The organism is Sphingomonas sp. FUKUSWIS1, assembly GCF_000733135.1.
In the GTDB taxonomy this organism is placed as follows: Bacteria; Pseudomonadota; Alphaproteobacteria; order Sphingomonadales; family Sphingomonadaceae; genus Sphingomonas; species Sphingomonas aerolata.
The window spans coordinates 1-25,650 of sequence record NZ_JPJC01000066.1 but is presented as its reverse complement, the minus strand read 5'-3'; the positions used below and the strand labels follow the sequence as shown (position 1 = coordinate 25,650).

Below are 25,650 nucleotides of genomic sequence, written 5' to 3'. Positions count from 1 at the left end.
CGCCGCGGCGGAGGCTGCGGACACCGCCCAGGGTGCGGCGGCCGCCATCCCCGCGCCCGCCGTCGCCGTCAGCACGCGATCGATGAACGATCGCCGCGAGAGGTCGAAATCCTTGTCGGTCATGCCGCTTGCATCCTTGCTGTGTCGTCGGTCGGCGCCGCCGCCTTGGAAAGATCGTACAGGAACCGCCGCGCCGGCGCCGCGTCGAGCAGGCGTCGCGCGCGTGCCGCATCGGCGACGAGCAGCGCGGTGCTCATCGCCTCCGCTATGCCGCCGCTGCGATCGATCGCCACGGTACAGCGCGCCGCGGTCACGATCCCGCCATCGGTGGGGCGGATCATCGCCGCGCGCTCGGGCGCCTGCGTGCCGGCGCCGACCGTCGTCGAGATCGAGAGCGCCTCGTCGACCAGCTCGACCTCGACCAGCACCGCGTCAGTGCACGACGGATCGGGGATCGCGAACGGCCACCCGCCGCCCAGCGGATGCTCCCCGATCACCGCGATCGAGCTTTCACCCGCGGACAGGCACGCGCAGACGACGCCCGCCTTGCGCAGCGCGGCGCTCGCGCGGTCGAGTGCGAAGCCCTTGCCGAATCCGCCGAAATCGAGCGCGAGCGGCCGGGTCGCGGCGATCCGCGCGGTGCTGCGGTCGAACACGAGATCGCCCCAGCCCGCCCCGGCGAACCGCCGATCGGCGGCCGGATCGAACAGGCCTAGGGTCAGCGCATGCGCCTCGTCGATCGCGACCAGCGCGTCGATCAATACCGGATCGTCGATCGCGACGCCGTGCCCAGCGAGCAGTTCGTCGTTGAGCGCGGTCGTCGGCGACGGCCGGTGGATCGTCAGCGCGTCGTCGACGCTTTCGATCGCGCGCCGCGCCGCGACCATCACATCCGCAGACCCTGAACCGAAGACGTGAAGCTCGATCCGCGTCCCCATCGCGACGAAGCGCTCGACCCGCGCGGCGATACCCACGTCAGGCCTTGACCTCCCAGCCAGGTTCATAGGCGACCGACCACAGCTTCATCGCCTCGGCACTGCTCGGCCTGCCGGTCGCGGGATCGACGGTCAGCACGCTGTTGGTGCGATAGGCCATGTTGCCCAGATGGCAGAGCGTCGTGCTGATATGCCCCTCGGTGATCGGCGAGTTGAGCGTGGTGGCCTTGCCGCGGATCACATCGACGAAATTGTTCGCGTGATAGACGTCGAGCACCCCCTCGCCGACCGTGCCGGTCGTCTCCGACGTCGCCTTGGCCATTACCTGCCGGATCGACTTGCCCGCCAGATCATAGAGTTCGAACCCGTTGCGATCGACCACCGCCGACCCCTTTGTCCCGAGCAGCAGCACGCCGCGGCCGCGGCCATAAGTCTGCATCGCGTTGCAGCTCTGCCCGTTCCAGCGGATCACGCGGTCCTTGTCGTAATTCAGGTCGAGCGACAGCGAGTCGTACATCTCCCAGTCGTCGCCCGCGTGGAAGCGCTTGGCCCCCTTCGCCTCGACCTTCGTCGGATAGGTCAGGCCCATCAGCCAGCGCGCGATATCGAGTTCGTGCATTGCGTTGTTGCACAGCTCGCCCGTTCCATATTGCCAGAACCAGTGCCAGTTATACGGCACCAGGTTCGACCGGTACGCCGCACGCGGGCGCGGGCCCTGCCACATGTCCCAGTCGAGCGTCGCGGGCGGTGCGACCTGCTGCCCCTTGCCGATCGATCCGCGATTATTGGCGTACCAGGTCTGCGCCTCGTACACGTCGCCCAGCTCGCCCGCCTGGACCAGCGCGAGCAGCTGCCGCGTCTCGGGGCTCGACCGCTGCTGGTTGCCGACCTGCAGCTGGCGCCCGGTGTTCTTCTGCGCGGCGATCATCGCCTCGCCCTCGGCGGGCGCGATGCCGATCGGCTTCTCGCAATAGACGTGATGGCCCGACTTCATCCCGTCGACCGCCAGCTTGGCGTGCCAGTGATCGGGCGTCGCGACGGTGATGATGTCGATCGCCTTGTTGTCGAGCAGCTTTCGATAATCGCCTTCGGTCCGCGGCGCGGCATGGCCCTTCGCGGCAAAGGCCGCCGCGCGCTTGGCCAGCACCGCCGAGTCGACGTCGCAGAAATGCGTGACCTCGACGTTCGGGACCTTGGTGAACGCGCTCATATGCGCCTGGCCGCGGCTGTTCACGCCGACGATCGCGACGCTGAGCCGGTCGTTCGCGCCCTTGATCCGTGCATAGCTGCGCGCGGTCATCGCCATGCCGAGCGTCGCGCCCGCGCCCTTTATCATCGTCCGACGGTCCATCGCTTGATCCCCCTTAGAGTGTACGCAGCTTGATCGACCGGAACTCGACCCGGTCGCCATGATCCTGCAGCAGGATCGGCCCCTGCACGGCGTCGCCGAACCCGGCGATCCCGGCATATTTGCTTTGTGCCACCAGCGCGCGGAACGCCGGCGACCCGCGGTCATATTCGACCATCTTGAAGCCGTTCAGCCAGTGCTCGACACGCGCGCCGCGCACCACGATCACCGCCCGGTTCCATTCGCCCGGCGGATTGATCCGCTTGCCCGGGCTTGCCGGGTCGGACAGGTTCTTCGCCGCGATCAGATCGTAGAGCGAGCCGAGCGTCCGGTTGCCGTCGCGACCCATCTTCGCATCGGGATGCCGCGCATCGTCGAGCAGCTGATATTCCAGCCCGAGCGCCTCGCCCTTGCGCTTCAGCAGGCCGGCATCGACGAAATACTTGATCCCGCTGTTCGCGCCGGGTGCCAGCTTGAAATCGACCGAGAGCTCGAAATCGCGATATTCGCGCGTCGTGACGATGTCGCCGCCGCCGCCGTCTACGCGCAGCACGCCCCCCGCCATCGTCCAGCCCGTCGTTGGAAACACTGTCCCCTTCGCGCCGCGCCAGCCGGCACCGGTCTTGCCGTCCCACAGCAGTTTCCAGCCTTCGCGCTGCTCCTCTGCGGACAGCTTATTGCTCAGCCAGCCCTGCTGCGGCAGCGCGGTCGCGGGCATCGCGTAGCGCGCCGGCGCATCGGTGATCACGCGGACGTTGCGGAACCGCACCTCGGGATGCCGCGCGGCGTCCGCGTCGGGGATCGCATGGACCTGGAACGCGATGAACCCGCGCGCATCGACATCGTCGACGGTATCGGTCGCGGGCACGCCGTTGATCCAGCTGCGCAACCGCGTGCCGATCGCCTCGACACGGTAGTGGTTCCAGTCGCCCGAGCGGAAGGTCTGCCGCGCGGGCGCGTTGCGGCCGAGCGTATACAGCCATTGCCGGCGCTGTTCGTCATACATGCCCGCGCTCCACGCACGTGCCGACGGATCGATCTCGACCTGATAGCCGTGCACGACGCCGCTGCGATAATCGGGCCGGCTCTGTCCGCGGATCATCATCCCCGAATTGAGCGCAGGGTCGGTCTTCGCATCGAACTCGACGATGAAGTCGCCATACTGCGCCTCGGACACGAGCCAGCTATTGGTCTTGCCGGGCTCGGCGCGCCCGATCAGCTCGCCATTCTCGAACGCGTAGGTCGCGTTGCCGCCGGTCGCGCGCCAGCCGGCCAGCCCCGCGCGCGGGGTCACGTCGCGCCACGGTGCTTTTGCCTGATCTGTGGAGGATTGAGACGCAGGGGCCGCGTCGACCGACGGCAGCAGCAGCAACGGTGCGGCCGCCAAGGTCAGAATTGCGAGTGCTCGAACCATTCGCCTCCCCTTTTCTCTTTTCTGCGAGCACGGGCTGGGCAGCCCTATCCGGACAGGTCCGGTCGTCTCGCATCGTTTCACCGCCGACATGTCGCTGCCGTACGTCTCTCCAAAACCGACCCTAATTTGTGGTCGGGCCACATGCAAACAGATTGTAAGGCATTTTATCGATGTTTCCGCTGGTTCGGGGCTTACCGGACTTGACGATCCCGGTGTCCGCGCGATGTAGGGGACGGCGCCGACGTTCAGGCTGCCGTCTATCGAACGAGGAATGCAATGCAGGACGCTGAAGGCGGCGGTAAACTCTACCGCAAGATCGTGCAGGCGATCATGACGGACATCGCGGACGGGGTATTCCAGGTCGGCGGTCGCCTGCCCGCCGAACGCGATCTGACGGAGCGGTTTCAGGTCAGTCGCCCGACGATCCGCGAGGCGATGATCGCACTCGAGATGAAGGGCATGGTCGAGGCCCGCAAGGGCTCGGGCGTGTTCGTGCTGGCATCGTCATCGAACGACTCGGAGCAGGAACTCGATATCGGCGCGTTCGAGATCACCGAGGCGCGTCGCCTGCTCGAAGGCGAAGTCGCCGCGGTCGCCGCGACCGAGATCACGGAGGAGCAGCTGGTCGAGCTACGCGGTCTGCTGGCGCAGATGGATCAGGACGACACGATCGCGGCAGAGGACGCGGATCGCCGGTTCCACATCGCGATCGCCGAGGCGACCGGCAATGCGGTGATCATCTCCGCGGTGGCCGACTTCTGGGACATGCGCTTCCGCTCGCCGCTCGCGCGCGAGGTCTTGGCGAAGGCGGGAAGCCTCGGCACGGAGAACCGCATGGCCGAGCACGGCCGGATCCTGACCGCGCTGGAGGCGCGCTCGCCGGTCGACGCGCGCAACGCGATGCGCGATCACCTTGCGCGTGTGATCGACCACCTGCTCGACGTCACCGAGACCGAAGCGGTCGAACGCGCGCGGGCCGCGACCGTCCAGCGCCGCCGTGCCCTGGCCCGTCGCTCGGTCTGACCCGCCCCCGCGTCTAGAGGTGCATGCTGTCAAATCGCGGCTACGGATGCGCCTCAAAATATTGGTCAAACTAATTGTCTGACCAAATGATTCCATATTGTCATATTTCTGTGGCCCTGATACCTGACGACCTACGCCGACCCTAGAAAACTGGGGCGGCAAAATGTCGGGCCGCGCCGACTCAGCGCGACCGGCCTATCGGGAGAGGGTCCTTGAGCCACAAGAGCTTCGATAAGCGCATGCTGCTTATCTCGACGAGCGTCATTGGTCTGTTGGTCGCCGCGCCGGCCATGGCCCAGCGAACCGCGGGCAGCCAGGTGCCGCAACCAGCCGACAGCCAGACGAGTTCACCCGATCCTGTCGACCCAACCCAGACGTCCGAGCCGGAAAACGCCGATATCGTCGTGACCGGGTTCCGCGCCTCGCTGAACAACGCACTGAACCAGAAGCGTAACGAGACCGCCGCGATCGACAGCATCGTCGCAGAGGATATCGGCAAGTTCCCCGACTCCAACCTCGCCGAGTCTATGCAGCGCATCCCCGGCGTCGCGCTCTCGCGCGGTGACGGCGGCGAGGGCCGCAATATCTCGGTCCGCGGCCTCGGCGCGCAGTTCACGCGCGTGCGCATCAACGGAATGGAAGGCGTGTCGCAGGTCAGCGGCACCGACATTCGCGGCGGCGTCGCGACCGGCCGTTCGTTCGACTTCGTGACCTTCCCGACCGAAATCTTCTCGGCACTGTCGGTCCGCAAGACGCTGTCGGCCGATGTCGAGGAAGGTTCGCTGGGTGCGACGGTCGACCTGCGCGCGCCCAAGCCGTTCGACCAGAAGAAGAGCTTCGTGCTCACCGGCACTGCGCGCGGTATCTACAACGACATCAGCAAGAAGGCCGATCCGCGCCTGTCCGCGCTGGTCTCCAAGCAGTTCGGCGACACGTTCGGCATCCTCGGCAGCATCGCCTATTCGAAGCGACATATCGCCGAATATGCCTATTCGGCCGCCGATGTCGTGCCGACCACGGTCTATGGCCAGGCGCAGCCTGCGGGCACCGCGAATGCCGGCGTGATCTTCCCCTTCTGCACCCCGGTCGGCTACAGCTTTCGCGGGGCCGCGACGAACAGTCCGACCGCCGGCTACGCCCAGCCGAACGGTACGCCGATCGGCGCGGACGCCAATAATTGCAGCACTGGAAATCCGCGCACGAGCACGGCGGCGGCCTATGATTATGTCATGAGCCGGACCGGGGTGAACGGTCGTCCGGGCGGCGGCGTCTATCTCCCCCGTCTGCCGCGACCCGCGAAAAGCGACCAGGAACAGCAGCGTCTCGCGGGCACGCTGACGCTGCAATGGAAGCCTGGCGACAATACCGACATCTCGCTCGACGGGCTGTATTCGCGGTTCAAGGTGGATCGGCTCGACACCTATTTCGATGCACGCTCGTTCGGGCGCGCGATCTCGAACAACGGCCAGCCGCTGACGTCGGTCCGCGAGATTGAGGTCGATGACAATGGGTCGCTGATCCACGGGCTGTTCGACGGCGTCGATCTGCGGTCGGAGATGCAGCAGGAGAAGTTCACCTCGACCTATCGCCAGGTCAATCTGAACCTCGACCACCGCTTCTCCGACACCGTCCGGGTCTATGGCCTGGCCGGCATCAACCAGTCGCGGCTCGACGTCGACCGCCTGCAGGTCGCGATCGATGCCAATGACACGCGCGACTTCTCGATCGACTTCCGCGACAATCCCGACATTCCGAAGATCGGCTACGGGATCGACACGACCAATCCCGCGCTCTTCCAATATGGCCCGCCGCTCGCCAACGGCGACCAGCGCGGCCAGCTGTCGAATTTCATCCGTCGCAACACGATCACGAGCAAGACCTTCGAACTCAACGGCGAATGGGAGGCCGCCCCCGACTTCACGCTGCAGGTCGGCGGTCAGTATCGCACCAACAAATATACCGCGCGGGAGCGGCAGCTTGCCACCAACACGCCGCTAGCGCTTCCGTCGGGCGTGACGCTGGCGAGCTTCACCACCGTGACGAGCGGCATCGGCGGAAATCTTGACGGGCTGTTGCAGGATTTCGTCTCGATCGATCCCGAGAAGTTCCGCGACGCGGTCGGGCTCGACAACTATGTCTATTGCAACCTCGAATGCGCCAAGGGCACGTTTGGCGGCGTCGATGAGAAATACGCCTCGGGCTATGCGATGGTGAAGTTCAACACCGCCAATTCGCTGCCCTTCGCGCTGCGCGGCGATGCGGGCGTCCGATACGTCCATACCAAGCTCGACACCTATGGTCCGATCACCTCGGCAGCGCCCGCGGGGTCGCTTTATCCCTCGCGGTTCGTGATATCGGAGATTGGCCGCAGCTATGACGACTGGCTGCCGTCGGCGAACCTCGCGCTCGACATCACGCCCGAGCTGATCGCGCGCGCCTCGGTCGCCCGCGTCATGTCACGGCCGTCTTATGGGCAGCTGATCCCTGCAGGCTCCGCGAACCTCGTGATCCAGACCGCAAGTTTCAGCAATCCGTTCCTCGAGCCGATCCGTGCCAACACGTTCGACGCGGCGCTCGAATGGTATTTCGCCAAGGGCTCGCTGATCTCGGTCGCGTATTTCTACAAGAATATCGAAAGCTATATTCAGACGACCAGCCAAGCGGTCGCGTTCCAGGATATCGGCCTGCCGCTGACGCTGCTCAACGGAACGCAGTTGCGCCCGACCGACGTGTTCACGGTGCAGCGCAGCAACAACACGGAAGGCGGACCGCTGCGCGGGTTCGAGGTCAACGTCCAGCTGCCCTTCACCTTCCTGCCCGGCGTGCTTCGCAATTTCGGCGCGCTCGGCAACTTCACGCGGGTCCGGTCGAACATCAACTACGTCATCTCGCCGACCCTGTCCCGGACCGCCCCGCTGGTCGGGCTGTCGCCCGAAACGGCAAGCGGGACGCTCTATTACGAAGACGACAAGTTCAGCATCCGCTCGACGGTCAACTATCGCGCGGCCTTCCTGACCGCCGTCCCCAGCGGCTCGGTCGACGCGGATTCGACCGCAAATGCGAGTTCGATCTTCGTCGACGCATCGGCCTCGTACAACCTCAACGAGCATATCAAGTTGATCGCCGAAGTATCGAACATCACTGACGAAACCAACCGCCTGACCGTGGACACGGTGCGTCAGGATCCGCTCTACACATCCTATTTCGGCCGTACCTACGCGCTCGCGGTCAATTTCCAGTTCTGAGGACTTCATGGTTCTGGTCGGTATCGGCGCGCCCCCCCCTGCCGATGTCGACCCGATCTCCGGGTGCGCTGCACGTCACGTGCGGCGCACCCGGTTCTTTCTTTGACGACGGTGCCGACGGCGCGCCGCATGGGTCCGGGCCTTCATCGTCACACACGCGCTGACCAGATATTTCAGGGACCGGACCTCATGATCGTGCCATCCATTCTTCTCGCGCTTGCAGCGTTGCAAACGACAGCGGCGCTCGCGGCGACCGCCGAGCATGTCGCGATCCAGGCCGCGGACATCGATCGCAGCGCGGCTTTCTACCACGAGGCCTTCGGCTTGCGGATCATCCCGACGCCGCTCAAAAACCGCCGCTGGCTCGATCTGGGCAACGGCCTTGCGCTCCACATCCTCGACGGCCGTACGACGCCGAAACCCTCGAACCGGAACGAGCATCTGGCGCTGCACGTCGACGATCTGGCCACCGTCATTGCCTGGCTCGACCAGCACGGACGCGTCTGGACCGATCTTGCGGGCACACCGCACACGATGCAGCTCCGGTTCGACGGCGTCCGCCAGATCTATGCGCAGGATCCCGACGGCTATTGGCTGGAGATCGGGGACGCACGCGGCACGGCGCCACGATGACGTAGCAGCCGATCTCGACCAAGGTTATCGAGCGGCAACTCTCTTGGCCGCCACCGCACCCGAGGGACGAGCACGCTGTTTGATCTTTTTAGATTTGCGCTGCACCCCGGCCCCTGAAAGACATCTGCACGACACATAAACTGGTGTACGCTGCCCCTCGGCGCGGTGCGCCACAGGAGAGATCGCCATGTCGTTCGTTGTCAACGGAAACGCCGTCCCGGAACCGGCGGATCCCCGTGTCTCGCTGCTCGATCACCTCCGGGAGACGCTCCACCTGACGGGCACCAAGAAGGGTTGCAACCAGGGCGCGTGCGGGGCCTGCACAGTGCTGGTCGATGGCGAGCGGATCCTGTCCTGCCTCGCGCTGGCGGTCCAGTATGACGGGCGTCAGATCACGACGATCGAAGGGCTGGCCGAGGCCGCGACGCTCCATCCGTTGCAGGCGGCGTTCATCGAGCATGACGGGTTCCAGTGCGGCTATTGCACGCCCGGGCAGATCTGTTCCGCGATCGGCATGGCCGCGGAGGCCCGCCGTGGCGTGCCAAGCCATGTCAGCGCCGACCTCGCCGCCGATGTCACCCTGACCCGCGACGAGATCCAGGAACGGATGAGCGGCAATCTTTGCCGTTGCGGCGCGCATAACGGCATCATCGATGCGATCCAGGCGACGATGGCGCCACAGGCGACAGCCGCGACGAGCGCGGAGATGGCGGCATGACTCCCTTCACCTACCTGCGCGCCGATACCGTGAACGATGCCGTACGACTGGGTGCGGGCGAGACCGCGGCCTTTCTCGGCGGCGGCACCAATATCGTCGACCTGATGCGTGAGACCGTCGCCCGCCACGAGACATTGGTCGACGTGACCCGCCTGTCCGCCGCGGTCACCGAGACGGCAGAGGGCGGACTGCTGATCGGCGCGGCCGCCACCAACACCGCGGTCGCCGAGCATCACGGCGTGCGGACGCGCTATCCCATGCTGTCGCGCGCGATCCTGGCGGGGGCGTCTGCGCAGATCCGCAACATGGCGACGGTCGGCGGCAACCTGCTGCAGCGTACGCGCTGTACCTATTTCTATGACACCGACGGCTCGCACTGCAACAAACGCGTGCCCGGCACGGGGTGCGACGCCCGCGAAGGGTTCAACCGCATCCACGCGATCCTGGGCGCATCCGATGCCTGCGTCGCGACGCATCCCTCCGACATGTGCGTCGCACTGACCGCGCTCGACGCTGTCGTGCATATCGAGGGACGCGACGGTGCGCGGACGCTTCCCTTTGGCGAGCTGCACCGCCTGCCCGGCGATCGGCCCGACCTCGACACAATGCTGGCGGCGGGCGAGCTGATCACGGCGATCGAACTGCCGCCGCTCGGCTTTGCGGCCCGATCGACCTATCGCAAGGTACGCGACCGGGCGAGCTATGCCTTCGCGCTGATCTCGGTCGCGGCGGCGCTCGAGATGGACGGCGACCGGATCGCCGACGTCCGGATCGCGTTCGGCGGCGTCGCGCACAAGCCATGGCGCGCGACCAAGGCGGAGGCCGCGCTGCGCGGCGAACTGGCCAGCGAGGCCGCCTTCCGGGCGGCTGCAGCCGCGGAGTTCGCCGACGCGCGGCCACTTCGCAACAATGCGTTCAAACCCGAACTGGCGACGCGAACGCTGGCCGCGGTGCTGGCCGAGCTGGCGAAGGGAGACGTGGCATGAGCATCATCGATAGCGCAAAGCAGGCGGCGCAGGGTCTGATGCAAGGCGCGATGGAGAAGCTCGTTCCGCTGGCACCCGACAGCTGGATCCCCGGCGGCCGGCCCGATCCGCTGATCGCGCACAAGCACGGGCTGATCGGCACGCCGGTATCGCGCCTCGACGGCGCGCTGAAGGTCAAGGGCGAGGCGGGTTTTGCAGCGGAATTCCGCTTCGACGACATGGCCTATGCGGCACTCGCCTATGCGACGATCCCGCGCGGTCGGATCACGGCGATCGACAGCGCGGCCGCGGAAGCCGCGCCGGGTGTCGTCTTGGTGATGACCCACCTCAACGCGCCACGGATGAACACGCCGGGCGTGTTCGGCTCGTCCCCGACCGCGGTGGGCCCCGCCGACCTGCCGATCCTGCAGGACGACCGCATCCACTGGAACGGGCAACCGATCGCCTGCGTCCTCGCCGAGACCCAGGAACAGGCCGATCATGCCGCGTCGCTGCTCGGCTTCACCTATGATGCGGAGCCGTCGACGACCAGTCTCGAAGGCGCGAAGGCGAACGGGCGCGAACCGGGCCTGTTCATGGGCCAACCGCTGCACAACCGGATCGGCGATGCCGACGCCGCGCTCGCCATCGCGCCGCATGTCGTCGATCAGATCTATCGCACCCCGCGCCACAACCATAATCCGATCGAACCGCATGCCGCGACGATCGCATGGATCGACGGCGCGCTGGTGATCCACGACGCAAGCCAGATGGTCACCGCCCAGGCGCAGACGATCGGCGAGGTCTTCGATCTCAAGCCCGACAAGGTCCGGTTGACCTCGCCCTATGTCGGCGGCGGTTTTGGCTGCAAGGGCTTGTGGGATCACCAGATCATCGGTGCCGCCGCGGCGAAGCTGGCAGGCCGTCCGGTGCGGATCACGCTGTCGCGCGAGGGTGTATACCGGGTCGTCGGCGGGCGATCGCTCACCGAGCAGCGGGTGGCGATCGGCGCGACCGCGGAGGGCCGCTTCGATGCGCTGGTCCATACCGGCCTGTCGATCATGACGCCACACAACAACATGCCCGAGCCGTTCATCCTCGGCACGCGTGCCGCCTATGCCTGCCCCAATATCAGCCTGCAGGTCGACATCGCGCGGATGAACATGCTGGCCAACACCTTCATGCGCGCGCCGGGCGAGGCGGTCGGCACCTTCGCGCTGGAATGCGCGGTCGACGAGCTGGCGGTCGATCTGGGCATGGACCCGGTCGCGCTGCGGATCCTGAACGAGCCGGACAAGGACCCGACGTCGGGCCTCGCCTTCTCGTCGCGCCATATCGTCGAGGCGTGGCGCAACGGTGCGGATCATTTCGGCTGGGCGGATCGCAGTGTCGAACCGGCCACGCGCCGCGATGGCGAATGGCAGATCGGCATGGGCTGCGCGACCGGAACCTATCCCTATTACCGGATGCCCGGCGCGCAGGCGCGCATCACCCTCACGCGGGACGGCGACGCCGTGCGCGCGTTGATCGAGGTCGCGGCGGCGGAAATGGGCATGGGCACCTCGACCACCACCGCGATCGTCGGCGCGGAGCGTCTCGGTCTGTCGCTCGAACAGGTCGAGGTCGGCTACGGCGACTCTTCGATCCCGGGCGCGATCATGGCGGGGGGATCGCAGCAGACCGCGGCGATCGGCGCGGCCGTCATCGCGGCGCATAACGCGCTGGTCGCCGAGCTGCTCAAACTCGCCGGCAACGACTCGCCCCTCGCGGGGCTGTCGGCGGATACGGTCGGCAGCGAGGATGCCGGGCTGGCGAAGATCGACGACCCGTCGCAGCGGGAAAGCTACGCCTCGATTCTGACGCGTGCGCAGCGCGACAGCGTCACCGTCACCGCAGCGGCGTCGCAACCGCTCGAACTGATGCACTGGTCGATGCACTCGCACAGCGCGATCTTCTGCGAGGTGAAGGTTAATGCGGTTACCGGCGAGACACGTGTCAGCCGGATTCTCGGATCGTTCGACTGCGGGCGCATCCTCAACCCCAAGACGGCAAAGAGCCAGTTCCGCGGCGGGATCATCATGGGGCTCGGCATGGCGCTGATGGAGGAAACGCAGTTCGACGAACGCAACGGCCGGGTCATGAACCCGAGCCTCGCCGAATATCATATCCCCGTGCACCTCGACGTCCCGGAGATCGACGTCATCTGGACCGATATCGCCGATCCCCACACACCGATGGGTGCGCACGGGATTGGCGAGATCGGCATCACCGGCGTCGCGGCGGCGGTCGCCAATGCGGTCTACAACGCCACCGGCAAGCGCGTCCGCGATCTGCCGATCACCCTCGACAAGCTGCTATAGGGTGGCCCTTCAGGGGAAGCGCGACACGCGCCGGTCGGGCAGTCGCCGACCGGCGCTGTGCTGCCCCCCCGCCGCGCTTCGAACCGTTTGCGGCACCGAACGCCCCCGTGCGAACAACGGCGCACCGGCGACGGGTGCATGGATCGCCCACGCCCGTGTCTCGCTACCGGATTCGGAACGTCGTCCCATTCTGCCGCGACGACGCCCCTCTTCGCCACCGCGCCGGGATCTAGCGGCTGCTCGCGCGTTACAGCTTGCTGCCCCCGCTTCTCCCAACTTTCACGGAAGTTCAGATCATGTCCGACCAAACCGACAGCCCCGTCCTTCAGCCCGTCACGATCGGCGATCTGCGACTGCAGAATCGTATCGTCATGGCGCCGCTGACGCGCAGCCGCTCGAGCGACGAGGGTGTCCCGCCCGACTTCGCCGCAGACTATTATGCGCAGCGTGCCGATGCCGGCCTCATCATCAGCGAAGCAACCAACATCTCGTCGCAGGCGCGCGGCTATGCGATGACGCCCGGCATCTGGTCGGACGCGCAGGTCGCCGCATGGACGCCGATCGTCGAGGCCGTCCACCGGCGTGGTGGGGCGATCTTCCTCCAGCTGTGGCACACCGGCCGCATCTCGCATCCCGATCTCCACGACGGTGCCCTCCCCGTCGCGCCGTCCGCGATCAAGGCGGAGGGCCAGGCCTTCACCAATGACGGCATGAAGAATTTCGTAACTCCGCGTGCACTGGAGACGGACGAGATCCCCGCGATCGTCGAGGATTACCGCCGCGCTGCCGAACAGGCGAAGGCCGCGGGGTTTGACGGCGTCGAGGTCCATGCCGCGAACAATTATCTGCTCGAACAGTTCATCCGCGACAGCACCAACCAGCGCACCGACGTCTATGGCGGCACGATCGAGAACCGCTTGCGCTTCCCGCTGGACGTGGTTCGCGCCGTGGTCGATGTCTGGGGTGCTAACCGCGTCGGGATCCGCATCTCGCCCGCGACGACCGAGCCGGGCAAGACCCCGCTCGACAGCCAGGTTGGGCGGACCTTCGACACGTTCGTCGATGCCCTGTCGGAGATCGGGCTGCTGTACATCCATGATATCGAAGGCGTGACCCAGCAGACGCGCGACGTGCCGGACGGCGTCGACTTCCAGGCGCTGCGCAAGCGCTTCTCGGGCGCGTACATCGCCAACAATCAGTATACGCTGGAGCTTGCCGAGAAGACGCTGGCAGAGGGCAATGCCGACCTGTTCAGCTTCGGTCGCCCCTTCCTCGCCAATCCCGATCTCGTCGACCGGCTGCGCACCGGCGCACCGCTGGCCGACGCGCCGAAGCAATATTGGTATGGCGGCGGCGCCGTCGGCTATTCGGACTGGCCCGGCATGAACGGGAAGATCGAACTCTCGTAATCCGGCAGAGCGTCTGAGTTGGCCGAGGGGACGCGGGGCCGGCATACATCGTGCCGCCCTCGTCCCCGATTAGCCACAGCAGCGCTTGTGTTTTTTCCCCGACCCGCAAGGGCACGGATCGTTGCGACCGACTTTCGATGCCGTCGTCGCCGATGCGTCGGGTGACGACGGGCCAGCGACGCTCACTTGCGCTGCGTACAGGCGCTGAACGGCTTCGGTCAGTTCGGCCGGCGCCCGGTCCTGAAGCGCGTTGATCTCCACGCTGTCGAGGTCGCTCTCATTGCCCGCGACCGCAATCAGCGTTGCCAGCTGCGACCACGGGGCCGCCCTTGCGGGGTCGTCGGCCAGCGCATCCCAGGCCTCGGGGCGCAGCGCGACCGCATCGGTCAGGCCGTCGATCCAATATTCCCACAGAACTTCACCGTCGCGCTCATCGACGTCGAAGATCGGTTGAAGCTTGCCGCGGGCAAGGTCGCGCGCGATCTCATCACGCCGTGCCGCCACCGCATCGGCGAACCATTGCACGTCAAGCGGATCCTCAAAGGGCGGCGTGCCGTCGGACTCGCTTCCCCAGATCACGGTCATCCACTCGCTCGGCGCGATCGCCTCCGGGGAGATCAGCAGCCCGGTGAGGAAGCCGTCGAGCTCGGTGAGCAACATCGGTTCCTCGACGGCGAGATCGGCGAGCGCGCCATCGAGGCGCCGGAAGCGCGACGGGAATCGCTTCACAGGCTGAGCGCGCGGCGGCGCATCTCGGCCTGCGCCATCTCGCGCAGCGGGGTCGCCTCGCCCGCAGCGAAGATGTCCGCGAGGTCGAGCAGATCCTCGTCGCCGAGAGCATTCACCGAGGCCTCGACGGCCACGAGGCGATCGAGCGCGAGCGCCGTCACCATCCCCTGGCGCTTGGTTCGTATTTTGAGCATCGCCGTCCACTAGCAGAACCGGTCAGGATTTACAGGCGCAGACCACGTTGATGATCCGGCACGCATCGACGTGCGGGTGGCAGCCTCCCGGCGCACCGGATCGCAATCGCGAAAATTGTCGTGCGCTCCAAACCGTCCCTGCCCTGACCACTCTATAATCAAGCTGACCTTGATGGGCGGTCCCCCGATTCCGCGGTTGGCGGCAAGATCGGCGTGACATGTGAGATTCAGACGGCGGCAAATGGCCGCCGTGTTGTTTGAGCTATTGATTTACATGATGCAGCACAAAGGAATCCGTTGATGTTGGCAAAGATCCTCGGCGGCGTCTCGTCAGACGTCCTCACGTCCGAATTGGCGCGCCTCGAGAGCATGTTTGCCGATGGTGACTTTTCGCAACGGGCGAATACGTCGCTCGCCAACGGCCAGACCCAGACGGTGCTTTGCGCGATCAACCAGATGCTCGATCGCGCGCTGCGGCCGGTTCGCCAGTTGAGCGCCCGGATCGACGACTGGAGCGCTGCGCATGACAAGGGCGATATCGACGCCGTCCTGCCGGTCGACGAGTTTCACGGGACGTTCGCGGTCATGGCGAAGCGGCTCAACCTTCTGGTCGGCAGCCACATCGCGGTCAAAAGAACCGCGATGGCCTGCGTCAGGGAATTCAGCGAGGGCAATTTCGCCGCCCCGCTGGAGCGTTTCCCCGGCAAGAAGGCGTTCATCAACGAGACGATCGAGACGCTGCGCGCAAATCTGCAGGGCTTGATCAGCGAACTGAATCACATGTCCTCCGAGCACGACAAGGGCGACATCGACGTCATCGTCGCGGCCGACCGGTTCAAGGGCGACTTCGGCACCATGGCGCGCGGCGTCAATACCATGGTCGCCAACCATATCGCCGTGAAGAAGAAGGCGATGGCCTGCATCAAGGCGTTTGGCGAAGGCAATTTCGACGCGCCGCTCGAGACCTTTCCCGGCAAGAAGGCGTTCATCAACGACACCGTCGAGACGCTGCGTCGCAACCTGCGCGATATCATCGGCGAGGTGGAACGGCTGATCAAGGCATCGACGGCGGGCGAGCTCGGCCAGCGCGGTGACGAGACGCGCTTCGTCGGGGATTTCGCCGGACTGGTCTGCGGGATCAACGCGATGCTCGACGCGACGCTGCTGCCGATCGAGGAGGGCAATCGCGTCCTGAACCTCGCCAGCGTCGGTGACCTGCGCGAGATGGTCGAGATCCCCTGCCAGGGCGACCACCGCCGCATGAAGGATTCGATCAACGCGCTGGTCGACAATCTGCGGGTAAGCGCCAGTCTCGCCGACAAGATCGCCGACGGTGATCTGAGCTTTGCACATCAGCCATTGTCCGACCAGGATACGCTTGGACAGGCGATCGTGCGGATGGTCGACAATCTGAGGGTGAGTGCCGATCTTGCCGACAAGATTGCCGATGGCGATCTGGCGGTGTCGCACCAGCCCATGTCCGACAAGGATGTTCTCGGCCAGGCGCTGGTGCGGATGATCGAACAATTGCGCAACGTCGTCGGCAAGGCCAGCGGCGCCGCCGACAACGTCTCGGCCGGAAGCCAGGAGCTGTCGGCCAGTTCCGAGCAGGTCTCGCAAGGCGCGACCGAGCAGGCCGCGGCTGCCGAAGAGGCGTCCTCGGCGATGGAAGAGATTGCCGCCAACATCAAGCAGAGCGCGGACAATGCCGCGCAGACCGAAAAGATCGCCCGCCAGTCTGCGAAGGACGCCGAACTCAGCGGGATTGCGGTCCAGCGCGCGGTCAACGCGATGCGGACGATCGCCGAGAAGATCGGCATCGTCCAGGAAATTGCCCGGCAGACCGATCTGCTCGCGCTGAACGCCGCGGTCGAGGCAGCGCGCGCGGGCGAACATGGCCGCGGCTTTGCCGTCGTCGCCTCGGAGGTCCGCAAGCTCGCCGAACGCAGTCAGGTCGCAGCGGCAGAGATCGGATCGGTGTCCTCGCAGACCGTCGCAGCGGCGACCGAAGCCGGCGACATGTTGACCAAGCTGGTGCCTGATATCAGCCGCACCGCCGAACTCGTCGCCGAGATCAGCGCGGCATGCCGCGAACAGGATATTGGCGCGGCACAGATCAACGAAGCGATCCAGCAGCTCGACCTGATCAGTCAGCAGAATGCCGGTGCGTCCGAACAGATCACCGCGACGTCGGAGGAGCTCGCCTCGCAGGCCGAGGAACTCCAGGCCAGCATCGCCTATTTCCGGACCGGCGGCGGGGCGGACCTTGGCCATCGCCGGCCGGCCCCGGCGGTGCAGCGCAAGGTGAGCGCGCGCAGCCCGATCGCCGCACGGCCAAGCGCCAAGGCCAAGCGGCCAAAGCCCAATTCTATCGCCGACCAGCAGGCCCGCGTGAACGGCTTCGCGCTCGATCTGATCAAGGGTGGCACCGACGCCGACGACGATGCTTTCGGCGCGCAGGCGGCCTGACCGCGGATTGCTGAGACGGGCGGCCTAGCCGGTAATCAGACGCAACCGCTGACGCTGTGGTGAGGCGATCGCGCCGTCGGGCGCGGTCGCCTTGCGGCGTTAATGACGACCTGATCGAAAATAAGCGATGGGTCCGGAACGGACCTCTTGGCCGCCGTCTATAATGAACCAGCGGACCCGGCCGCGCGACGCTGCCGGTCGGAGAGAATGGGGGAACGCATGGCGCAAATCATCCTTGTACCGGCCACCGTCACGACCAGCTCGGTGGTGCCGTTCGCCGCGGACCTCGCGTCACAGCTCGAGCAGCATGACGCGATCGAACTCGATCTCTCCGCCGTTGCCGAAGCCGATGTCAGCCTTTTGCAGCTCGTCTGCGCGGCGCGCCGTCAGGCCGAACGCGACGGCAAGTCCCTGCGCCTTGCAATGCCGGTGCACGACGCGCTGGCGGCGCTCCTCGAGCGCGCGGGCTTCCTCACCGATATCCCATCAGCCGATCAGAATTTCTGGTTTCACGGAGATTTGCCGCGATGAGCGCATCCATCCTTATCGTCGATGATTCCACCAGCATACGCGTCGCCATCCGCATGGCGCTGACCGGGGCTGGCTACACCGTCAGCGAGGCCGCCGACGGCGCGCAGGGCCTGAGCAAGGCCAGTGGCAGCCGCTTCGACATGATCATCACCGATCTCAACATGCCCAACATGGACGGTCTGTCGATGATCCGCGCGCTGCGCAAGAACCCCGCGCAATGCGGTACCCCGATCCTGTTCCTCACCACCGAATCCGAGGATGCGATGAAGCAGCAGGCCAAGGCCGCCGGCGCGACCGGCTGGCTGGTCAAGCCGTTCGTCCCCGAACAGCTGATCCGGGTCGTGCGCAAGGTCCTCGGACGGTGAGCCAGAACGACCCCGTCGCCGCATTCCGCGTCGAGGCGGGTGAAGTCCTCGAACAGGTCGAGCAGGGCCTGCTCGATCTCGGTCACCGGCTGGACGATCACGAGCTGATCGACGCGGTGTTCCGCGGGCTGCACACGCTCAAGGGCTCGGGCGCGATGTTCGGCTTCGACGCGCTGGCCAGCTTCACGCATCACTGCGAGACCGCCTTCGACCGCGTCCGCAAGAACCTGACCCCCGCCACGCCGCAGCTGATCGCGGTCATCCTGTCCGCGCAGGATCACATGCGCGCGCTGATCGAGGGCGACGCGACCGACCGCAAGGCGGAAGGCGACGCGATCCTGGCGAAGCTGCAGGCGGCGCTGGACGGCGCCCCCGCGCCGACGCCGGAGGCACCGCCCGTCGTGCAGGGGTGGCGGCTGTCGCTCCGCCTGCCCCCCGAAGCGATGCAGAATGGCATCAACCCGCTCGCGCTGCTCGACGAGTTGCGCACGCTCGGCGACTGCCGGATCGTCGCGCGGACCGACCAGGTGCCGCCGCTTGCCGAGCTGGTGCCGACCGAATGCCATATCGGCTGGGATATCGAAGTGCGCGGCGCGGTGTCGCGGGATGACCTCGAGGATGTCTTCATCTTCGTGCTCGACGACCTAGACCTTCAGATCGAGGCGATCGGCGACACGTCGTGCGACGGCGTGGAGGATGCCGCGCCGCCGCCTGGCGCGGGGACGACGCCGTCTGCGCTCCCGCCCGCACGGGTCGACACGATACCACCGGTGCAGGATCGCGACCCAGCCACCACCCCGAACGGCCGCGGCGCGCCCAAGACCGGCGAAAGCGTCCGGGTACCCGCCGAACGCCTCGACCTGCTGATGGACCGGGTGGGCGAACTCGTCATCGTCCAGAGCCGGCTGTCGCAGCTCGCGCATAGCAGCGGCAGCAACGCGACGGACGTCGCGCTTCGCTCCATCTCCGAGGAGATCGAGCGGCTGGCGAGCGAATTGCGAGACACGGTGATGGTGCTCCGCATGGTGCCCGTCGCCACGCTGTTCGGCCGCTTCCGCCGCCTCGTCCACGACATCGCGCGCGATACCGGCAAGACGATCGAGCTGTCGACCGACGGCGAGACGACCGAGGTCGACAAGACGGTGATCGAACGGCTCGCCGATCCGCTGATCCACCTGATCCGCAACGCCTGCGATCACGGGATCGAACCGCCCGAGCGGCGCCTTGCCGCAGGGAAGCCCGAGGTCGGGCAGGTTCGGCTGTCCGCGCGTCAGGAGGGTGGCGAGGTCGTCATCACGATCCGCGACGACGGCCACGGGATCGACCGCGAGCGCGTGCGCGCCAAGGCCGAGGCGCACGGCCTGCTCCAGCCGGGACAGATCGTGAGCGACCAGGAGTTGCTCCAGATGATCTTCCATCCCGGCTTCTCGACCGCACCGCAGATCACCAGCCTGTCGGGTCGCGGCGTCGGGATGGACGTGGTCAAACGCACGATCGAGAGCCTGCGCGGCACGATCGAGGTGGCGAGCGTATCGGGCCAGGGATCGGCGATGTCGCTGCGCATCCCGCTGACCCTCGCGATCATCGACGGGCTGCTGATCCGGGTCGGCGACGGTCGCTACGTCATTCCGCTCGCCGTGGTCGAGGAATGCATCGAACTCAGCCTCGAGGAAGACCTGCGTTCGCGCGGGCGGAGCTTCATCACGCTGCGCGATCGGCTCGTTCCGTTCGTCCGGCTGCGCGAGATGTTCGCGACGGGGACGAAGCCCAGCGTCCACCAGAAGATCGTCATCATCGCGACCGGCACCGAGCGGGTCGGGCTGGTGGTCGATCAGATCATCGGCAGCCACCAGACCGTGATCAAGCCGATGTCGGCGGTGCACTGCAACGTCCCGACCTTCGCCGGCGCGACAATCCTCGGCGATGGCGGCGTCGCGCTGATTCTCGACGTCGTCCAGCTCGTCGCGCTGGGCCAGCATCAGGAGGAGCGGCTTCGCGCCGTTGCATGACCATGGAAGACACGACGGAAACCCAGTGGGACGAAGACGGCCGGCTCGAGGTGCTGACGTTCGATCTGCAAGCCGAGAAGTTCGCGGTCGAGGCGGTCCTTGTCCGGGAGATCCTGGACCTGCTGCCCGAAACGGTCGTGCCGGGTGCGGACCGGCTGGTCGCGAGCGTCGCGAACTTTCGGGGCAAGATCATCCCGATCGCCGACCTGCGCCTGGCGTTCGGCCTGCCCTCGGCGGAATCGACGATGGACAGCCGGATCGTGGTGGTCGAGCTCGACGTCGACGGTGTCCCGACGCAGATCGGCATCCGCACCGACAAGGTGCACGAGGTCGCGACCTTGCACCACGATGCCAGCGAGACCCCGCCTACGGTCGGCCTGCGCTGGCGTCGCGATTTCATCCGCGAACTGGTGCGTACGCCGCAGGGCGTCATCGTCCTCGTCAATATCGCGCGGATCTTCGACCCGCTGCTCGGTGGCCGCGCCACCCCCGCCGTGCTCGCGCCGGCACTCCTCTGACGCTGGAAGGACCGACATGTACGGGTCAATCGAACGATGCTCGGCGACGGCCACTGATCGGTCCCGCGGGTCCCGGCCAGGTGGTGCGGCACGCCCCCGCTCCGCAGCCTGTGCTGGGTGCGCGGCATGAGCGTCGCCGGAGAGCTGCAGGCCGTGACCTTCGGGCTGGGTGCCGAGACCTTTGCGGTGCCCGTCACGCTGGTCCGCGAGATTCTCGACTGGAGCGAGACCTTCCACATTCCGAACGGCCCCGATTATCTGCTGGGGCTGACCGATCTGCGCGGCGAGGGCGTGACGACGATCGACCTGCGACGCCGCCTCGGCCTGCCGCCGGTCGCGCCGACGCCGAGCACGCGGATCCTCGTGATCGATGTCCCCGTCGATGGGCGCAACCTGGTCCTAGGCCTCGTCGTCGACCGGGTGCTGGAGGTCAGCACCTTCGACCGCGGCCAGATCGGCGCGGCGCCCGATATCGGCGTCCGCTGGCCGTCGCGCTATATTGCGGGGGTGGTCAAGCGGACCGAGGGTTTCGTCGTGCTGGTCGATGTCGCGCAGATCTTCTCCAGCGCCGAGGTCAACGCCCTGCACGCCAGCGCCGCATGACGGGGTCGCGTCGCGACCCCTGACACCCAATCCTCATGGTGCCGCCTCGACCGGTCCCTCGTCATTTCTGGAGCTGGCTCCCGTGTCCTTCATCTCCCCGATCGTCAAATCTACGCCGAGCGCCTCGGACCAGATCGGCCCGCGCGAGTTCGCGAAGCTCGCCGACTATATCTTCGACTATGCCGGGATCCGGATGCCGGCGAGCAAGCGGACGATGCTCGAAGGGCGGTTGCGGCGTCGGCAACGCGCGCTGGGGTTCGATACGCTCGAGGCCTATTGTCGCCATGTCCTGACGGACAATAATCTCGATCAGGAGGGCATCCACCTAATCAACGCGGTGACGACCAACAAGACGGACTTCTTCCGCGAACCGGTCCATTTCGACTTTCTGCGCGACGTCGCCCTCCCCGGCCTGGAAGCGACCTATCTGCGGACGATCCGTGCCTGGAGCGTCGCCTGCTCGACCGGGCCCGAGCCCTACACGATCGCGATGCTGCTCGACCAGTTTGCCGCCACGCGCCGCGGCATCGCCTACAGCATATTGGCGACCGATCTGGACACCGAGGTGCTCGAGATCGCCCGGCGCGGCATCTACCCCGCCGATCTCGCAGAGCCCGTTCCGGCGGCGCTGCGGCGCAAATATCTGATGGAATCGCGTGATCCGGCGCGCCGCGAAGTCCGCGTGATACCCGAGTTGCGCCGGGCGATCGCGTTCGCCCGGCTGAACCTGATGGACGAGGTCTATCCGGTCGGCGAGCCGATGCACCTGATCTTCTGCCGCAACGTCCTCATCTATTTCGACAAGCAGACCCAGCATGAGGTCGTCTCGAAGCTCGTCAGCAGGCTCGCGCCGGGTGGCTACCTGTTTCTGGGGCATTCGGAATCGATCACGGGGCACGACCTCCCGCTCGTGCCCGTCGCCCACACCGTTTTCCAGCGGAGCTGATCCATGGCCATCTCCGGAAAGATCCGTGTGCTCATCGTCGACGACTCCGCGGTCGCGCGGCATGCCCTTGCGGCGATCCTAGAGGAGGATCCAGAGATCACCGTCATGGGCACTGCCGCCGACCCGTTCAGCGCAGCCCGCCGCATCCAGGACGAAGTGCCCGACGTGATGATGCTCGATGTCGAGATGCCGCGCATGGACGGGATCACCTTCCTGAAGAAGCTGATGGCACAATGCCCGCTTCCCGTGGTGATGTGCTCGTCGGTCACGGAAAAGGGCTCCGACGCGATGCTGCAGGCATTGGAGGCGGGCGCGGTCGACGTCATCGTGAAGCCCCGTGCCGGTCTCGCCGAGCATCTCGCCGATCACAATCTCCAGATCCGCGACGTGATCAAGGCGGCGGCGCGCGTGCGGGTCTCGCTCCGGTCGTCCAATGGCAGCCGGCCGGGCCGGCTCGAGCAGAAGCTCACCGCGGACGCCGTCCTGCCGCCCCCGAGCGGTCGCGTGATGAACCGCGCGACCGAGCGCGTGGTATGCCTCGGCGCATCGACCGGGGGAACCGAGGCCCTACGCGAAGTCCTCACGGCGCTGCCCGCGACCACGCCCGGTGTCGTCGTGGTTCAGCACATGCCGGAAAACTTCACGCGCGCTTTTGCCAATCGGCTGAACACGCTGTGCGTCGTGACCGTCAAGGAAGCCGAGGACGGCGATCCCGTCCTGCCGGGCACCGTCCTGATCGCGCCCGGCGGCAAGCACATGATGATCGAGCGGCGCGGGACCCGCTATTTCGTCGCGGTCCGCGACGGGCCGCTGGTCTCGCGTCACCGGCCATCGGTCGACGTCCTGTTCCGCTCGGCGGCGACCGCTGCGGGGACGAACGCGATCGGCGTCATCATGACGGGCATGGGCGACGATGGCGCGCGCGGGATGCTCGAGATGAAACAGGCGGGCGGCCGCACCTTCGCGCAGGACGAGGCGACGTCGATCGTCTTCGGCATGCCCAAGGAAGCGATCGCGCTGGGCGGCGTCGATCGGGTCGTCCCGTTGCATCACATCGCCCGCGACGTCTTGCACGCAACGGCACAATAGGGGCTAGGACGATGACATGGGTCGAACACAGGGCTGTCGAGTCCGATCGGGACGGCGACGAAATGCCGGCCTGGAGCGTGCTGGCAACCGAGCTCGAGAGCGTGGCGAGCGGGCTCGACCAGCGCTTCGTCGATGCCGGGCGTTCGCTGGAACGCGCCTATGACACGGTCGGAAACCTGATCGGCAGCCTCGAAAGCGTCACCAATGCGCTCGACCGGGATGCCGCCGACCGCGCGGTCGCGACGATGCAGGCCAATGCCGACCAGCTCGCCAGCCTGCCCGCGCGACAGAAGACGCGGCAGCATTCGCTCGACATCCTTCAGCAGGCGAGCGGAACGGTGCAGACGGAAATCGGGCGGGTCGACCGGACGCTCGATCTGCTGAAGATCTGCGGGCAGTATCTGAAAGTCGCGGCCGCCGGTGCGCACGGTTTTGCCGAGTTCGCCGACGCGATGGTCGCCGAACTGGACGTCAGCGAACGCGAGATCCACGAGATCAGCAAGGAGGTCGGGCAGCTCGCATCGACGGTTCCCTGCGTCGTCGAGGTGAATCGCGTGCTGGCGTCCGAATGCGCGCGCCTGTGCCCGCATGTTCCCGACAAACTCGCCGCGGACGCGATCGGACTCCAGCAGAACCAGATCGAGGCCGCGCGGCGTGCCGAGACGATCGCGACGATTGCCCGGGACATTCGCAGCAAGCTGTCCGCGGCGCACGGCGCATTGCAGATCGGCGACATCACCCGGCAGCGGCTCGAACATGTCGCGCAGGCCTGCAGCCTGCTCGGTACGGCGGTCGACGAGCTCAATCGCGCGGGCGATCCGGCTGCCGCCAGCGCGCTCGAAGGCCAGGTGATGGCGATGCTCGCGGCACAGGTCGCCGACGCGGCCGCGGATCTCCAGAAGGAATCGCGTCTGTTGGGCGGCAATTTCCGCGCGATCGCAACGCAGGTCGCGACGATGGTGGCACCGCATGAATCGAGCGGCGTCGAGCGGACGAGCGATGGCGCATTCCTGCAGCTGCTCGAGCAAAGCGTCGCCGATGTCGATGCGGTCACCGCGCAGTTGCGCGACGCCGACATGCGGTCGACGCAATTGGGATCCGAAGCCTCCGCCACCGTCAGACGCCTGGGCGACCGGCTGACGACGATCCACCGGGTCACGAGCGGCGTGCGGATCATGGCGTGGAATTCCGATCTGCGCTCGTTCCGCATGGGCCGCGAGGGCGACGGGCTGGCCCGTATCGCGACCGAGATCCGCTGTGCCGTCAACACCCTGGAGGCTGTCTCGGCATCGATCGCCAGCGCCTTCGAACAGTTGAGCGACGCCGCCGACGCGATCGGCTCGCCCCACGATGGCGACGAAGCGACGGCAGGGTCGCTGCCCGAGGCGCTCGCGGTCATTCGCGCGGGGGCGTTGCTCACGCGTCAGGGCATGTCCGGCCTCGACCGTGATGCGGGGGCGATCCACGACATCGTCGCGGCGATGACCAGCACGCTGGACTGTGAAACCGCCTTTGCCGAGCCGCTGGCGCGCATCAATGCGAAACTCGATGCACTGGCAATGCCGCTGGTCGAAGCGAGCCAGAGTATCTCGACCACCGGCGAGCAGCTTTTTCACGCGATAAACGCTTTCTACACGATGGCACGCGAACGCCAGGTGCACGCCCGCTTTTCGCCATCCCAGGACCAGCCCGAAGCCGAGGTCGCTGCGCTGTCAGAGGAGGCGGACGACTGCGACGGTCTGTTCTGAGGTCGAGGCGAGTCCTCGACTGGTTCGATCAGCCGAGACGATCGGCCTGAGTCCTGATCCACGCAGCAGTCTCGTCGGGCCGCGTCACCGGGATCATGTGGCCGCCGTCGATCAGCGTCAGCTCGGCGTGGGGGACCATGTCGGCGAAGCGGGCGCCATGTACCTCGGGATCGAGAATCTGGTCGTCGCGGCCGTAGAGGATCGCGATCGGGAGCCAGAGGCCGTGATAGCGCGCGACCATGTCGGGCAGGTCGTCATTGGCAGCGACGAGATCGGCAGAGGCTGCCTCGAAATTTGCCGGCCGCGACACCAGCGCGCCGCCGCCGCGCGTCGCGAAATCGGCGGGCACGGCCTCGGGCGCGAACGCCGCGGCTGCGCCCTTCTCGCCCGCCAGGATGG

At 66.5% G+C, this 25,650-nt stretch carries 22 protein-coding genes; 16 read left to right on the top strand and 6 right to left on the bottom strand.

The genetic code is table 11. The features are described from left to right. Window positions 1-119: 119 nt before the first annotated feature. The 3 genes from sphsw_RS05405 to sphsw_RS05395 are packed head-to-tail and all read right to left on the bottom strand — an operon-like array spanning window position 120 to window position 3,697. Entirely contained in the window at window positions 120-974 is an 855-nt protein-coding gene (locus sphsw_RS05405) for an FAD:protein FMN transferase (RefSeq protein WP_042466612.1), read from the bottom strand. A gap of 1 nt (window position 975) precedes the next feature. Then, window positions 976-2,286, bottom strand: a complete 1,311-nt coding sequence (locus tag sphsw_RS05400) for a Gfo/Idh/MocA family protein (protein WP_031439705.1) — start codon at window positions 2,284-2,286, stop codon at window positions 976-978. A 13-nt stretch (window positions 2,287-2,299) separates the two neighbouring features. Continuing rightward, window positions 2,300-3,697 carry a 3-keto-disaccharide hydrolase gene (locus sphsw_RS05395; protein WP_081874157.1) on the bottom strand — a complete coding sequence of 466 codons (1,398 nt, stop codon included), beginning with the start codon at window positions 3,695-3,697 and terminating at the stop codon, window positions 2,300-2,302. Between the two features lie 276 nt (window positions 3,698-3,973). Here sphsw_RS05395 and sphsw_RS05390 point away from each other — a divergent pair, with 276 nt between their 5' ends. The 7 genes from sphsw_RS05390 (at window position 3,974) to sphsw_RS05360 (ending at window position 14,050) form a co-directional block, all read left to right on the top strand. After that, window positions 3,974-4,720, top strand: a complete 747-nt coding sequence (locus tag sphsw_RS05390) for a FadR/GntR family transcriptional regulator (RefSeq protein ID WP_031439703.1) — start codon at window positions 3,974-3,976, stop codon at window positions 4,718-4,720. Window positions 4,721-4,959: 239 nt separating this feature from the next. Next, entirely contained in the window at window positions 4,960-7,965 is a 3,006-nt protein-coding gene (locus tag sphsw_RS05385) for a TonB-dependent receptor (RefSeq protein ID WP_042466615.1), read from the top strand. 189 nt (window positions 7,966-8,154) lie between these two features. Continuing rightward, entirely contained in the window at window positions 8,155-8,598 is a 444-nt protein-coding gene (locus sphsw_RS05380) for a VOC family protein (RefSeq protein WP_031439701.1), read from the top strand. Between the two features lie 187 nt (window positions 8,599-8,785). Further along, window positions 8,786-9,316 carry a 2Fe-2S iron-sulfur cluster-binding protein gene (locus sphsw_RS05375; RefSeq protein ID WP_042466610.1) on the top strand — a complete coding sequence of 177 codons (531 nt, stop codon included), beginning with the start codon at window positions 8,786-8,788 and terminating at the stop codon, window positions 9,314-9,316. Next, the gene (locus tag sphsw_RS05370; RefSeq protein ID WP_031439699.1) at window positions 9,313-10,302 is read left to right on the top strand and encodes an FAD binding domain-containing protein; all 990 of its coding nucleotides are present in this window, start codon (window positions 9,313-9,315) and stop codon (window positions 10,300-10,302) included. Before sphsw_RS05375 ends, sphsw_RS05370 begins: the two co-directional genes overlap by 4 nt. Beyond that, window positions 10,299-12,641 carry a xanthine dehydrogenase family protein molybdopterin-binding subunit gene (locus tag sphsw_RS05365; RefSeq protein ID WP_031439698.1) on the top strand — a complete coding sequence of 781 codons (2,343 nt, stop codon included), beginning with the start codon at window positions 10,299-10,301 and terminating at the stop codon, window positions 12,639-12,641. The genes sphsw_RS05370 and sphsw_RS05365 overlap by 4 nt, the downstream gene beginning before the upstream one ends. 296 nt (window positions 12,642-12,937) lie before the next feature. Beyond that, on the top strand, window positions 12,938-14,050 hold the full coding sequence (locus sphsw_RS05360) for an alkene reductase (protein ID WP_031439697.1): 1,113 nt from the start codon (window positions 12,938-12,940) through the stop codon (window positions 14,048-14,050). Between the two features lie 69 nt (window positions 14,051-14,119). Here the strand turns inward: sphsw_RS05360 and sphsw_RS05355 are convergent, their stop codons facing one another. Together sphsw_RS05355 and sphsw_RS19260 are read right to left on the bottom strand one after the other, a co-directional pair. Continuing rightward, a complete protein-coding gene (locus sphsw_RS05355) occupies window positions 14,120-14,779 on the bottom strand; it encodes a UPF0149 family protein (protein ID WP_031439696.1) in 660 nt (219 codons plus the stop codon). Next, complete coding sequence (locus sphsw_RS19260) at window positions 14,776-14,973, bottom strand: hypothetical protein (protein WP_152555403.1); 198 nt, start codon at window positions 14,971-14,973, stop codon at window positions 14,776-14,778. Before sphsw_RS19260 ends, sphsw_RS05355 begins: the two co-directional genes overlap by 4 nt. Before the next feature lie 300 nt (window positions 14,974-15,273). Between sphsw_RS19260 and sphsw_RS05350 the strand changes: the two genes are divergently transcribed. From sphsw_RS05350 to sphsw_RS05310, 9 genes are all read left to right on the top strand, one after another. Further along, a complete protein-coding gene (locus sphsw_RS05350; protein WP_042466609.1) occupies window positions 15,274-17,442 on the top strand; it encodes a methyl-accepting chemotaxis protein in 2,169 nt (722 codons plus the stop codon). Window positions 17,443-17,589: 147 nt separating this feature from the next. Next, window positions 17,590-17,973, top strand: coding sequence for an STAS domain-containing protein (locus tag sphsw_RS05345; RefSeq protein ID WP_152555402.1), 384 nt, complete (start codon window positions 17,590-17,592; stop codon window positions 17,971-17,973). Beyond that, window positions 17,970-18,338, top strand: coding sequence for a response regulator (locus tag sphsw_RS05340; RefSeq protein ID WP_031439694.1), 369 nt, complete (start codon window positions 17,970-17,972; stop codon window positions 18,336-18,338). Before sphsw_RS05345 ends, sphsw_RS05340 begins: the two co-directional genes overlap by 4 nt. Beyond that, on the top strand, window positions 18,335-20,347 hold the full coding sequence (locus tag sphsw_RS05335; RefSeq protein ID WP_031439693.1) for a chemotaxis protein CheA: 2,013 nt from the start codon (window positions 18,335-18,337) through the stop codon (window positions 20,345-20,347). Before sphsw_RS05340 ends, sphsw_RS05335 begins: the two co-directional genes overlap by 4 nt. A gap of 2 nt (window positions 20,348-20,349) precedes the next feature. Continuing rightward, window positions 20,350-20,865 carry a chemotaxis protein CheW gene (locus sphsw_RS05330; protein WP_152555405.1) on the top strand — a complete coding sequence of 172 codons (516 nt, stop codon included), beginning with the start codon at window positions 20,350-20,352 and terminating at the stop codon, window positions 20,863-20,865. A 126-nt stretch (window positions 20,866-20,991) separates the two neighbouring features. Continuing rightward, the gene (locus sphsw_RS05325) at window positions 20,992-21,468 is read left to right on the top strand and encodes a chemotaxis protein CheW (protein WP_031439691.1); all 477 of its coding nucleotides are present in this window, start codon (window positions 20,992-20,994) and stop codon (window positions 21,466-21,468) included. A 91-nt stretch (window positions 21,469-21,559) separates the two neighbouring features. After that, window positions 21,560-22,414 (top strand): CheR family methyltransferase, encoded by an 855-nt coding sequence (locus sphsw_RS05320; RefSeq protein ID WP_042466613.1) that lies wholly within the window; start codon window positions 21,560-21,562, stop codon window positions 22,412-22,414. Window positions 22,415-22,417: 3 nt separating this feature from the next. After that, window positions 22,418-23,503, top strand: a complete 1,086-nt coding sequence (locus tag sphsw_RS05315; RefSeq protein WP_031439689.1) for a protein-glutamate methylesterase/protein-glutamine glutaminase — start codon at window positions 22,418-22,420, stop codon at window positions 23,501-23,503. A 62-nt stretch (window positions 23,504-23,565) separates the two neighbouring features. Continuing rightward, entirely contained in the window at window positions 23,566-25,251 is a 1,686-nt protein-coding gene (locus sphsw_RS05310) for a hypothetical protein (protein ID WP_052149023.1), read from the top strand. A gap of 28 nt (window positions 25,252-25,279) precedes the next feature. On the opposite strand, the gene sphsw_RS19665 is transcribed toward sphsw_RS05310, so the two are convergent. Further along, the coding region (locus sphsw_RS19665) for a hypothetical protein (RefSeq protein ID WP_042466607.1) at window positions 25,280-25,650 on the bottom strand (371 nt) is incomplete at its 5' end.